The following is a 13,319-nucleotide window of genomic DNA, read 5'->3' on the forward strand; positions in this document are numbered from 1 at the left end:
GAGTAAGTCATGATATTCTTTAGATTATTCTGCGCGAGCGCCAAAGCCGTTCTGGGGGCATTCTTTTGGCTCTGTTTTTCAACCATGGTGCTTTCGCACGGCGCGTGGCTGGGCGGCGGTGGGGTTTCGCTGACCGATGCAAGCCGTCAGCAGATCGCGGACCGGGTCGCGGCGGGGCTGCCGCCGATTTCAGCCGGTGATAACATTGCCATCATTGCCGACTTTCCCGTCATAGCCGAAGGCACGCTTGATGGTCCGGGCGGCTATGCCACGTTGTATGTGCCCGCCGGGGCCGAAGTCGCATCCGCCTATATGACTGATGCTACAGGCGCGGCCCGCGACGCCCGCCCGGCGCGTGCCTCGACGGGGTCTGGCGTGTCTAAGGGGTGGGGTCCGAAGGGCCAGCAAGTATTTGATATCTCTCCCAACGGCTGGGCTCCCTCTGACACGGCGCAGTGCCAAGCAGCGGGGTTTTCCATCGCCAATTGCAACGCCGGGCTGGCCTATATCTATGGCGATACTGGTATTTTCTACTCAACCCGTCCGGATACTGCATTGTTCGCAAATGGATCGGATATCGCCACTTTAGAAAACGGGTACCTCGTTAATCCCACGAATGGTAGCCCTTGGAGCAGCGTTGGCGGCACCGGCACCGCCCGCGTTCACAACAAATGGGACGCGGTTCAGATCAACGCATTCGGTTCTGGGGGGACAATCGACCCAAACGGTTTCTCAACACAAGAAGAGACCACGATCACGGGCGGCCGAGGGGCGACCCCCTTTCGCGCGGGCAGCCCCGTGGCAGGCCCGGATTCAGGATCCGATTGGGACCGTTACGGCACCACCGGCCCTTGGAACCGGATCAGCTATCCCGGTTCCTGCGAAGCGGATGATCCGCTGCTCGCGGGGCCAGACGGGCCTGCCACTGGCGCCGGATCCGTCTTTCCCGAATCGCTGGACCCGGGCGTTAACTCTTACGAAGCCTGCACCGAGACGACCGCGGGTTTTAACCTCAATAGCAGCGCCGCGTCAGTTTTGCCGAGCGGCACAAACGCAGTGCGCTACGCCTTCGGCGGGATCGCGCAGGGAGAGACTTATTACGCCGTCATGGAAGTGAAAGTCAGCGACCCGGCCAACATTGGATATTTCAATGCCGAAGGTCACGGCGGAGACTCCGCCGAAGGCGCCTCTGCCGGGAACGACAACCCGTGGCGCTACTGGGTCGCCGGAACCTCAGCCGTCTCACCTGCGGGGCCTGAGGACCTTTTCGTATCAATCTCCATTACAGCGGTGAACGGCACCCCGTATTCGGGGGGCGACGTCCCGCAGGGCGCCACGCTGACCTACCGCGTCAGCTATGTGAATACGTCGCTCAGCCCCATGACCAATGTGCAAACCTCGGTGACCCTGCCGCCAGAAATTTCGGGTACGACGAACTTTCAGGTCATCTCGGGCGAAGACATCCGCCCTGCGACCACCCCGACAAACGGCACTTTCCCGCTCCTTCCGATGACCAGCTTGAACGGCCTTGGAAGCGGCGCCATCGAGTTTGACGCCTATGTCTCTACCGCGGCGGGAGGCAGCATCACCGCCGATGCCGCGAATTCCAGCGATGAAGGCGGTGCCGATACCGACAGCGTCAGCGTTAACGTCACCGCCGTGCCAGCCGATACGCTTCCAACCTGTTCTGGAACGCGGTTTTCAATCGTCGATTGGACATCTGACAGCCCTGCAGCCCTCGGCGCGACATCTACTTTCACCCGCTATGGAGTTGGCGGTTCACTCACTGCAACTGCAAACGCTGATGCCAGAATTGGCCGCGCAGCCGCGATCGGAAACGCAAATGAACTCTACTCCGCCGGGTATGGCGGCAATCCCGTGTTCACACAGCAATATGCCACCTTGAATATTGATTTTGACACCCCCATGGACTCCGTCCTTTTCTACGTCACGAGCTTGGAGTTCGACGAATCCGTAGCGGTCTACGGCGAACGCAACGGCGTGCGCGTGCAACCTGCCATCGCCGACGGCCCGCTTTCGGCCTCCATGTTTCGCCGGGCCAATGCGGATGGTTCTGTTTTGGCAGAGCGCGACAGCGCATTCTCGACAACAGCCTTACCCGAAAATTTTGCCGTAGAAGTCGGATTTGGCGCCCCGGTTGATCGGGTCGTGATCGATCATGGCACCCGCAAAAACAACAGCGCAAACTTCGCCGGATCTCTGCAACTGACCGACATCCAAGCCTGTGCCGACTTTACCGACGCGCCATCGATATATGGGGATGCACTCCATACGATGGGGTCCGAGCCCAAGGTCTATCTGGGCGATGCTTTGACAAGCGATGCAGGGCCAGGGAACGCCGATGATGCGGGGTCGGACGATGACGATGGCATAACGATTCCCCCGCTCATCCAAGGTTTTATCGCAACACTAGAAGCACGTGTCCAAGGCGACGGTGGCTTTTTGACCGCTTGGATCGACTACGACGGCAACGATGTCATGGCCCTTGCAACCGCCGAAGAAATCGCGCGCGATTTGCAAGACGATGGCACCGGTGGGGATCAGGTCGCGGGCGATGGCCTGATCCAATTTGAGGTGATTGTCCCGGGTGACGCGGTACTAGACCAGACCTTTGCCCGCTTTCGGTGGTCTACAACTCCGGTCGTCGGCGTGGCAGATGTCTCCTTGGATGGGGAGGTCGAAGATTACCCGATCAATATCGCCGCGGCCCCTCTGGTCGATCGCGGTGATGCTCCGGCAAGCTATGGCGACCCTTTGCACATCATCGCGGAAACCGGCATCGCGGGGACCTACTTAGGGGCCCTCCCTCCTGACCCCGAAGCTGCCTCTCAAGCAAGTGCAGATGCTTTGGGCGACGATCTTGACGGGAATGACGACGAAGACGGGGTCACGCTCCCCCAGCTCTTTGCTGGCGGCACGACGGAGATAACCGTGTTCGTAAACGAGGTGACCGGCGGGGTCGGCAGTTTGACAGGCGGCGTGGCCTATCTTCAGGCGTGGATCGACTTTAACGGCAACGGGCTCTTCGACGCTACTGAGCAGATCGCCTCTGATCTGCAGGACGGCAGCGCTTCGGATAAAGATAACACGCTGAATGGCGAGATCCGATTTGATGTGAACGTGCCGGGAAGTTCCGTGCTCACGCCGACATTCGCGCGGTTCAGGTGGTCAACCACCGAGGGCGTCGTCCCCGTCGCACTTGACGGAGAGGTTGAGGACTACAGGCTGACGGTTTCCGGCGATGTTCCTCCGGTTTCCTGCGACAGTGGCCTATACTTGCTGTCTGACGATCCAACACAGTTGCGCAAACTGCGCTTTACCGACACCGGGTCGGGCTACTCCATGTCATCGCAACCCCTCGGGACAGCGCCGCGCCGGCTGGCAGCCGGCTGGGGATACAACGAAATCGATGGCTATATCTATGGCGTCCGCCCCGGCAAAGATGAGCTGTGGCGCGTGGACGGTACCGGAAACTTCACCAAAATGCCTTCATTCCCAAACAGCGCCGAAAGGGCCGAAGATGCGGGCGATATCTTGCCCAACGGTACACTGGTCTACGAAGCAGACAACGTCACATGGCAGTTGTTGGATTTGACCGACCCCAACAATCCGATCGATGCCGGGCAATTGACCCTCTCCCAAGCCGTCACGGTGTCTGATTTCGCTGTTAATCCATTGGACGGCTTCATCTACGGCATCAACGAAAACACCGGCAGCCTGTTTCGCGTGTTCGCGAACAATGGTCTCGCCGGTTTCACCACGGTGGTGGAATTTGGGCCCAGTGTCTACACGGGCATCTGGTCTGCGGTTTTCTTTGACGAGAACGGTCAGATGTATGCCTATGAGGAGGTATCGAACTCAATCTACCTAATCGATACGTCGACCGGCAATCGGTTAAGGCTGGCAACGGGCACGGATGAGGGCGGTTTCGGCGATGGCACCTCGTGCCGCGGCGGGACACCTTTCGTACTGTCCGGTCTGGGTGGCAATATCTATGTCGATCAAGACGGTTCCGACATAAAAGACGGCGCGGAAGAGAACTTGGCGGGCGGGATCCGGGTGGATTTGTACTCCGATAACGCAACGCCAAATGATCTGGACGATGACAGTTTCATCCGAACCATCGATACCGAGCCTGACGGAACATATGCCTTTGTCGGCTTGCCTGCGGGCACCACCTACCGGGTAGAGGTCGATGTGAATGACGCAGACCTCCCCCCCGGCGCGCAGATCGGAACCTCAAATCCCCTCGTTGGTGTAAAGGCCGATTCCGGTGCCTTTACAGTGGCCTACGACTTTGGTTTCGATCCGCAGTTTTCTGACCTCTCAATCACCAAAGAGGCCTATCAAGCGGGCACCACCTCTCCCGTCACAACCGCTGTCGAAGGCGACATCATCGACTGGGTGATCAGCGTGACAAACGACGGCCCCGGCTCGCCTTCGGGGGTCAAGGTAATTGAAAACATCCCCGCAGGTTTCGCCTATATCAGCGACACGGCCCCTCCGACTGGGGATTACTTCGACCCAAGTACGGGACTTTGGTTCGTCGATGAAATTCTGCCGGGTGCGACCGAAACCCTTACCATACGTGTCCGTGTCACAGCGGGTGGCAACTATACAAACGTCGTCGAGATCGTGAGCAGTTCCCTACCCGACCTCGACAGCGATCCAGCCGTTGGTCTGGCCCAAGATGACTTGCAGGACGGGATTGCCGACGACGACGAAGCCAGCGTCACGATCGCTCTCGCAACCTCGGGCGGTGAAATTTCAGGCCAGCTGATCCGGGATGATGGTCGCGGCGGGGTCGCGCACGATGGCTCTGCCACGGGCGACGAGGTAGGCACGAATGCAGGAACCATTTTGCTGCTGGACGATGCCGGTGCGCTTTTGGCAAGCCCGCAGGTCGGCGCCGATGGACGATGGTCCTATCGGCTCGCGCCGAACTACACTGGCAGTCTGACTGTCTCCACGGTGCCCGCCGAAGGGTGGAGAGCGATTTCCGAGCGACCGGGCTCACTGCCGGGCTTGGTGAACAGCGATCCACATGATGGCTCGTTCAGCTTCACCCCTTCGCCTGAGACCGATTACAGCGGACTTACCTTAGGCATTATTCCACTCCCCACTTTGAGTGAGGACCGTGACGCGCACATCGGCGCGGGCCAAATCGCCCTTTTGCCGCATCTCTATCGAGCCAGTTCATCTGGCATCACCACCTTTACCGTAGAGAACATTTCCGAGCCTGCGGTCGGTGCATTTTCAGTTGCGCTCTTTATCGACAACGATTGCGATGGCGCGCCCGACACCCCGCTGAACGTGCCAATTTCCGTTCAAGCGGGGGACGAACTCTGCCTGATCTCGAGGGTCTCGGCGGGTGGCGGCCTGCCTCCGGGCAGCGCTTTGACCTACGAGGTGCAAGCCGCCACGGACTTTTCCGGAACCACTGCTTCGCACATTACAACCGATACGGATCGCGTGACGGTCGAAGTCGGTGGCAGTCAGCTCGTTCTGGTGAAAACTGTACAGAACGAAACGCAAGGCACGGGTGAGGGCTATTCAAATCAAGCCTCGCCCGGGGATGTACTGGTCTACCGCATCACAGTGGTGAACCCGAGCCAGCGCATTGCATCCGCCATCGTCATTTACGACCGAACGCCGCCCTATACTCAATTGGCGGAGGCGGTAAGCACGCCGCAAACCGTGAGCCCCTCGCTGATCTGCGATCTCGCAACCCCAAGCGACAACCTACCGGGATATGAAGGCCCCCTGCGGTGGGATTGCAGCGGGACGCATGCCGCAGGCGCCGAAGGGAGTGTGTTTTTCAAAGTCCGCGTGACACCTTGATCGGAACCGCTGTTCAGACAGTCGGCGCAGAAAGTGGGATTTTGATCTTTACGATTAACCCCTTGTCTTGCGGCACCAGTTCGGCTTGCCCGCCGTGACGGCGCAGGACATCTTTAACAATCGCAAGACCAAGACCACTGCCTTGCCCTTCGCTTAGTTGGCCAAACCTCTCAAACGCGGCTTCGGCACTGTCTTCGGGAATGCCGGTGCCGTCATCTTCTACAGCCAAAACCGCAAATCGCCCCTCTACCATGGTGCTGACGCGGATCGCGGTGAGGCCGCCGCCGCCATGGGTCAGCGCGTTTTCAAGCAAATTGGTGATCGCTTCGGCGAGCAGCACAGTGTCGCCCGCAACGTGGAGCGGCGTGGTGCATGGTTCAAAGCCAAAGCCAATGTCCCGCGACAGGACGGTGGGGGCAAAGTCACTGCACACTTCGGCAGCGACAGCGTTGAGCTCAAGCGTATCGAATGCAGGGGCCTCGTCGTAGCGCAACCGTTCAAGAGACAGCAACTGGTTGGCCAGCCGCGCTGATTTGCGGGCCGCAGCAATCAATTCGCGTTCTCTCAACCGACGCTCTTGCGGGTCGCTGACATCTGGCAAAACCTCGGCCAATGACAACAGTGCGGAGGCGGGGTTGCGCAGTTGATGCGCGGCGTTGGAAATAAAGACCTGATGGTCCTCGATGCTCTGGCGCACCTGCCCGAAAAGCCGGTTCAATGTGGCGACGATACCAAAGGCCTCAGCCGGGACCGGGCGGCGGATATCGCGCAGGTCATCGGGGGATCGGTGTTGGATCGCATCTTGCAAATCGTTCAAGGGGCGCAGGCCGATCTTCACCCCGAACCAGACCACCAAAGCAAGGGCCGCCATCAGACTGGCGATCAAAGCCGCCGCGCGGCGCGCCAAGGCGGCGGCGAAGGCATTGCGATCACTGTCCCTTTGCCAGACTGTGACAATCGTATCGCCCGTCAGGTTACCGATGGTCGTACTCTCCCGCATCCGCAAAACGCGCACAGGCTCGCCCCGGTATTCAGCCATCGTGTAGTTCAGCCGATCCTCGCCCGCCCGACCGCCAGAGACGGGGGGATAGGCATAGCCGGTAATGTAGATGCCACCGGGACCGGTGACGTGGTAAAAAAGCTCACCACCCCCGGCATCCGAGACGAAATCCCGCGTGCTGGGCGAAAGCGCATCCCCGCCAGAAATCGCCACATCGCGTGAGATCGCCAAAGCCGCGGCCAACAGGCTGCGGTCGAACAGGGTTTCAGAGGTGCGCTGCGCCACTTCAAAGCGCCAGAACCCCAGAACGATCGAAAGCAACAGCAGCGGCGGCAGGATCAGCATGAACAGCCGGGAGCGCAGCGACATCGCGGTCATGCGCTATCGACCTCCAGCATATAGCCCAGCCCGCGCGCCGCTTTAATGCGGATGCCGAAGGGCTCCAACCGTTTGCGAAGACGGGAGACATGCGGCTCGATTGCGCTGTCTTCCTGCGCGGCCCCGGTGCCATAGACATGGGTGATCAGTTGTGATTTCGAGACGATCCGCCCGCGCCTTTCCAGCAGGCATTCAAGCGTCGCCAGTTCTTTGCGGGGGAAGGCCAGTGGCTGTTCGTCCTTCAACAACTGGCGGTTGGTACGGTCAAAGACCAACGGGCCAATCGCGTCGCGGGCGGCGAACTCAAGGTTCTTGCGCCGCGCCATGGCCCGGAGCCGCGCCTCCAACTCATCCATCTCGAAGGGCTTGGTCAGATAATCATCGGCCCCGGCATCCAGTCCGGCCACCCGCTCTGACGTCTCTGCCCGCGCGGTCAGCAGGATCACCGGCGTTCCATCGCCGCGGCGGCGCAGGCGGCTCAGAACCTCCAGCCCATCACAGCCGGGCAAGTTGCAATCCAGCACGATTAGATCTGCCCCCTCATGGCGCAGAAAGGCATCGGCCTCTTCCCCGTCGTGCAGCAGGTCTACTGCATGGCCGCGATCCCGCAGGCGATGGGCAATTCCTTGGGCAAGGGCTTCATTGTCTTCGATGACTGTAATGCGCATGATTAAAACTTAATCCTAATGCGCAAGTTTCGCGCAAGGTTGGAAAGGCAGAGTGCCCGTGTTGGAGGAGGGATTCGTTCCCTAAACAAATCCGAACGACGGCAGACGTGAAAGTCTGACCGGTACAGAATGTCTACGGGAGGACACCTATGACTATCAAGTATTTCGCCGCCACCGCTGCATCCGCCGCCTGCCTCGCCGCCCCGGCGCTGGCCGAGGTCGATTTTGCAGGCAAAACCATCGAGTGGGTCATCCCCTTCTCGGAAACCGGCGGCTCGGCCAAATGGGCCAACTTCTTTGCGCCGCTTTTGTCCGAAGAACTGCCCGGCAACCCCACGGTCGTCGTGAAGTTCATGCCGGGTGCGGGTTCAACCAAAGGCGCCAACTGGTTCCAAGAGCAAGAGCATGACGAAGGTACGGTCCTTTTTGGCACCTCCGGTTCGACCCAGTTCCCCTACCTGTTGGACGATCCGCGGGTGCGCTATGAGTACAGCGACTGGAACCCGGTCATGGCGTCGGGCACCGGCGGGGTCGCTTATCTGAACCCCACGGACGGTGAGAAATTCGACGGCACCGCCAATAACCTCAAAGACGTCAACTTCATCTACGGCTCGCAGGGGGCCACGCGCCTTGACCTCGTGCCGCTGCTGGCATGGGAAATGCTGGGCATGAACGTCGAGCCTGTCTTTGGCATCAAGGGCCGTGGCGATGGCCGTCTGATGTTTGAGCGCGGCGAGGCCACGATCGACTATCAGACCTCGTCGAGCTACCTCGGCGCCTCTGCGGATCTCGTCGAAAAAGGTCAGGCCGTGCCGATGATGACATGGGGCGCGCTGGACGAGGACGGCAACATCGTTCGCGACCCCACCTTCCCCGACATCGCGACTTTCAAGGAAGTTTGCGAAGCGACCGAAGGCTGCGCCACCGAAGGTGAAGCATGGGACGCATGGAAAGCCTTCTTTATCGCAGGTTTCCCTGTACAAAAGATCGCCTTCCTGCCCGCAGGCACCCCCGACGATGTGATCGCGACCTACACGGCGGCCTTTGACGCGGTGCGCAACCGCGACGACTTTGCCAAGATTGCCGAGAAACGTGTCGGTAAGTACCCCGTCTTCGTAGGCGAAGGCGCGGCAAAGGCGACGCAGCGCGGCACGACCGTCTCTGCGGAGGCGAAAGCCTTCGTCACCAACTGGCTGCAAGAAGCCTATGGCGTTTCGCTGAAGTAAGCGGAACCCTCTCGGCCCCGGGTCAATCCCGGGGCCACCCCCCTTTATTCTAACATTTCGAGGTCGGTGCGATGGATCTGTTCGCAACCGCTCTGCCTGCGCTTGGCCAGGCATGGGCTCTCATTCTGCAACCTATGGTTCTGGGATATCTGGTGCTGGGCGTGGTCATGGGCCTCGCTGTCGGGGTCTTTCCCGGCCTCGGCGGGATCGCGGGGCTGTCGCTGCTTTTGCCTTTCATGTTCGGCATGGACCCTGTGCTGGGTCTGGCGCTGATGATCGGCATGGTCGCCGTGGTGCCAACCTCTGACACCTTTGCTTCGGTTTTAATGGGCATTCCCGGTTCTTCGGCCAGCCAAGCTACGGTGCTCGATGGGTTTCCGATGGCCAAAAAGGGCCAAGCCGCACGGGCGCTTTCGGCGGCTTTCACCTCATCCCTCTTTGGCGGTCTGGTTGGCGCGGCATTCCTGACGTTGTTCATCGTCATCGCGCGGCCCATCGTTTTGTCCTTCGGCCTGCCCGAAATGCTGATGATCTCGATCCTCGGTCTGTCGATGGTCGCGGTTCTGGCCGGGCGCGTAGCGCTCAAAGGTCTGGCGGCCGCGGGCCTCGGCCTGCTGATCGGCACCATCGGTGAGGCCGACGCGGGCGGCTCCCTGCGGATGGCGACCTATGACATCCCCTACCTGACGGACGGGCTGAAACTGGTGATCGTGGGTCTTGGCATCTTTGCCGTGCCAGAGATCGTCTCGCTTTTGCGCCAAGACCGGGCGATTTCCAAAGAAGCCAAACTTGGCGCGGGCTGGGGTGAAGGCGTGCGTGATTGGGTTGCCAACAAATGGCTGTCGGTGCGCTGTTCGCTGATCGGCGTGGTCGTCGGTGTCATCCCCGGCCTTGGTGGATCAGTCGTTGACTGGATCGCCTATGGTCACGCAGTACAAACCACGAAGGACAAATCGAACTTCGGCAAAGGCGAAGTGCGCGGCGTGATCGGGCCGGAAAGCTCGAACAACGCGAAAGAGGGCGGCGGCTTGGTCCCTACCCTGCTCTTCGGCATTCCGGGTTCTGGCTCGATGGCGATTTTCATCGGTGCCATCGCGCTTTTGGGCTCTGGCGAGATCGAAGTCGGCCCCTCGATGCTGCGCGACAACCTCGACATCACCTATTCCATCGTCTGGCTGCTGGCACTGGCCAACGTCGTCGGCACGCTCTTGTGCATCGCGGCCTCGGGCGGCATCGCCAAGCTGACAACGATCCGCTTCACCTACCTTGCGCCGTTCCTGTTCATGCTGATCTCCTTCGCGGCGTTCCAGTCCGGGCAGAACTTCGAAGACATCCTCGCGCTCTTCGTGATCGGCCTGATCGGCATCTTCCTGCGCCGCTTTGACTGGTCGCGCCCAGCCTTCTTGATCGGTTTCGTGCTGTCCAACCCGGTCGAGAAATTCTCGAACCAAGCGTTCCAGATCGCATCGTTCCGGTTCCGCAAATCTTTTGAGGAAGGCATGGAGTATGTCTTCTCCCCTATCGTCATCGTGCTACTGATAATCACTGTGGTCTCTGTCGTGCTGGGCCTGCGTCAAGCCAAGTCGATCATGGCCGAGGGCGATGTTCAGTCCGGCTCCAAACGCGCGCCGTTGGTCTTTTTGCTGATCATCATGGGCTACGTCGTGGCCGCGCTGATCAATGCCTCGCTGATCCCCGACTACAACATGACCGACAAGATCGTGCCGCTGGTCGTGGGGGGCATCGCCTTGGCCGCGCTGCTGATCTTGCTGGTGCAGATGATCCTGCGGCCTGAAGGAGATTCGATCTTTGCCGACAAGGAAGTCTCAGGCGAGGACGCTGATGCACCCTATGGCCTCTGGAGCACGCTCGCGTGGTTCGTGGGGCTGATCGTCGCCACCTATTTCGTCGGCTTTATCCTCGCGCTCTTGGGCTTTTTGATCAGCTTCCTGCGGGTCCGTGCACAGGCGCATTGGCCGAAAACCCTGATCCTGACCGCCTGCGGCATCGCGCTGATGTGCGTCATGGCCGGGGCACTCAACCGTGATTTCCCGCCGGGTCTGCTGCAAGGCGCAGTCGACCTGCCCTGGCCGCTGAACTGAGGAGTTTAGAGATGACACAGACAGCTATCCCCTATCTCTTCATGCGCGGCGGCACATCGCGGGGGCCATACTTCAACCGCGCGGATCTGCCTGAGGATCGCGAAACATTGGCCGAAGTGCTGCTCGCCGTCGTCGGCTCCGGCCATCCGCTCAACATCGACGGCATCGGCGGCGGCGCGGCGGTGACCACCAAGGTCGCGATGCTTTCACCTTCGGAGGACGGTTGGGCCGATGTGGATTATTTCTTTGCCCAAGTCTCGGTCGAGGATCGGCTGGTCGATTTTAAACCGACCTGCGGCAATATCCTGTCGGGCGTCGGGCCAGCGGCGGTCGAGTTGGGCCTCGTCCAACCCACCGGCGATGTGACAGATGTCAAAATCCACGCCGTCAACACCGGGGCCAAGGTGCTGTCCAAAGTGCTAACCCCCGGCGGCGTGCTCACCTATGACGGCGACACCGAGATCGCGGGCGTGCCCGGTGCCGGTGCGGCTGTCGCGTTGAACTTCATGGGCGTCGTCGGCTCTTCGACCGGGGCGTTTTTACCCACGGGCAACATCCGCGATACCTTTGACGGGATCGACGTCACCTGCATGGATGTCGCCATGCCGATGGTCATTGCCCGCGCGGCGGACTTTGGTCTGACGGGGTATGAAAGCGTCGCCGAACTCGACGCGAACAAAGATTTCTTCGCGCGGATGGAGGCAATTCGCCTTCAGGCCGGGGCCGCCATGGGCATGGGGGATGTGGCAAAATCCGTCACGCCCAAGTTCGGTCTGCTGGCCCCTGCCCGCGATGGCGGCACTATCGCGACGCGCTATTTTATGCCGTGGAACACGCACCCCTCCATGGCGGTGACCGGGGCGCAATGCCTCGCGTCCTGCGCGCTCACGCCCGGCAGTGTGGCCGATGGCCTGCTCGACCGCCCCACCCAAAGCCCCGCCGACGTTGTGCTCGAACATGCTTCTGGCACGATTGACGTGCTGGTGGATTATGACACGTCGGACGGCTTCGCGCTGAACTCCGCCGGGCTGCTGCGGACGGCGCGCAAGCTGGCGGATGGCTGCGTCTTTGTCCCCTCACGCATTTGGGAGGGTCGCTGACATGCCCGTGATGAACCTGCTTGTCGCCTTCAACGGCTCCGACGCCTCCGTCGCCGCATTGCGCTATGCCGCCTCACTGGCCAAACAGCGCGGCGCGCATGTCACGGCGATCCTTGCCCATACCGCGCATGAGGTGATCGACCGCCGCTCGCGCTGGATCCCCGAAGAGGCCCGCGCCCTATTGGAGGCTGCCAACAGCGAAATCTTGGCCGAAGTCACCCGCCGGTTCGAAGAGCTACGCCCGGCCCTTGGTCTGGGCGACGCGCTGGATTTCCGCGAGGAGACAGGCCGCGTCGACACGCTGCTTTCCGAAGGCGCGCGGTACTATGACATGCTGATCGTCGGCGCGCGGGCCGAAAGCGATGATGCCCATGTGACCCACCACCCAGACCGCATTGCGCTGCAATCCGGGCGACCGGTGATCGTGGTTCCGGCAGGCTATGACGCGGGCGCGCAGCACAGCCATGCGGCGCTGGCATGGGACGGCGGGCGCGCCGCCGCGCGGGCCTTGTCGGACAGCCTGCGGCTGCTTGAGGCGGATGGCCGGGTCAGCGTTCTGACGGTGGGCAAACGCACCGCTTGGCCGATCGCCGATCTGATGATCCATCTGGACCGCCACGGCGTCGAAGCGGTGCATGAGAACTTCCCCACCACCCATCCGGTGGCGCAGACCCTGCTGTCCTACTGCGAGCGGCACGATCCCTCGCTGCTGGTGCTCGGTGCCTATGAGCACTCCAAATTCCGCGAAGATTTCCTTGGTGGCGTGACCGCCGAGGTGCTGGAAAAGATCAAAATCCCCGTTTTGTTGTCCCATTGAGAAGCGAATGATGACCAATTACGAGAAAATCCACGTCGCCCGCCGTGATCTGGAAAAACTGCGCGCCGAGTTGATCGCCAGCATCGGCACGCAGAAGGACCGCGACCCTGATCTGCTGATCCTGCATGAGCGGGTGAGCAAAGCGATCAACGCGCTATCCGCATAA

At 60.8% G+C, this 13,319-nt stretch carries 8 protein-coding genes; 6 read left to right on the plus strand and 2 right to left on the minus strand.

Going from position 1 to position 13,319, the window contains the following annotated elements:
- Positions 1-9: 9 nt before the first annotated feature.
- Positions 10-5,862, plus strand: coding sequence for a DUF11 domain-containing protein (locus R1T45_RS14410; RefSeq protein ID WP_317389407.1), 5,853 nt, complete (start codon positions 10-12; stop codon positions 5,860-5,862).
- A 13-nt stretch (positions 5,863-5,875) separates the two neighbouring features.
- Here R1T45_RS14410 and R1T45_RS14415 read toward each other — a convergent pair whose 3' ends face one another.
- Together R1T45_RS14415 and R1T45_RS14420 are read right to left on the minus strand one after the other, a co-directional pair.
- Positions 5,876-7,240 carry a sensor histidine kinase gene (locus R1T45_RS14415; protein WP_317389408.1) on the minus strand — a complete coding sequence of 455 codons (1,365 nt, stop codon included), beginning with the start codon at positions 7,238-7,240 and terminating at the stop codon, positions 5,876-5,878.
- Positions 7,237-7,908 carry a response regulator transcription factor gene (locus R1T45_RS14420; protein ID WP_120350978.1) on the minus strand — a complete coding sequence of 224 codons (672 nt, stop codon included), beginning with the start codon at positions 7,906-7,908 and terminating at the stop codon, positions 7,237-7,239. The genes R1T45_RS14415 and R1T45_RS14420 overlap by 4 nt, the downstream gene beginning before the upstream one ends.
- Before the next feature lie 149 nt (positions 7,909-8,057).
- Between R1T45_RS14420 and R1T45_RS14425 the strand changes: the two genes are divergently transcribed.
- The 5 genes from R1T45_RS14425 (at position 8,058) to R1T45_RS14445 (ending at position 13,319) form a co-directional block, all read left to right on the plus strand.
- Entirely contained in the window at positions 8,058-9,134 is a 1,077-nt protein-coding gene (locus tag R1T45_RS14425; protein WP_317389409.1) for a tricarboxylate transporter, read from the plus strand.
- 71 nt (positions 9,135-9,205) lie between these two features.
- Positions 9,206-11,236 (plus strand): tripartite tricarboxylate transporter permease, encoded by a 2,031-nt coding sequence (locus R1T45_RS14430; protein ID WP_317389410.1) that lies wholly within the window; start codon positions 9,206-9,208, stop codon positions 11,234-11,236.
- A gap of 11 nt (positions 11,237-11,247) precedes the next feature.
- Entirely contained in the window at positions 11,248-12,336 is a 1,089-nt protein-coding gene (locus R1T45_RS14435) for a 4-oxalomesaconate tautomerase (RefSeq protein WP_132443481.1), read from the plus strand.
- Between the two features lies 1 nt (position 12,337).
- A complete protein-coding gene (locus R1T45_RS14440) occupies positions 12,338-13,153 on the plus strand; it encodes a universal stress protein (RefSeq protein WP_317389411.1) in 816 nt (271 codons plus the stop codon).
- Positions 13,154-13,160: 7 nt separating this feature from the next.
- The gene (locus tag R1T45_RS14445) at positions 13,161-13,319 is read left to right on the plus strand and encodes a hypothetical protein (protein WP_162931835.1); all 159 of its coding nucleotides are present in this window, start codon (positions 13,161-13,163) and stop codon (positions 13,317-13,319) included.

The sequence above is a fragment of the Sulfitobacter sp. LC.270.F.C4 genome, from assembly GCF_032922545.1.
Lineage (GTDB): Bacteria > Pseudomonadota > Alphaproteobacteria > Rhodobacterales > Rhodobacteraceae > Sulfitobacter > Sulfitobacter profundi.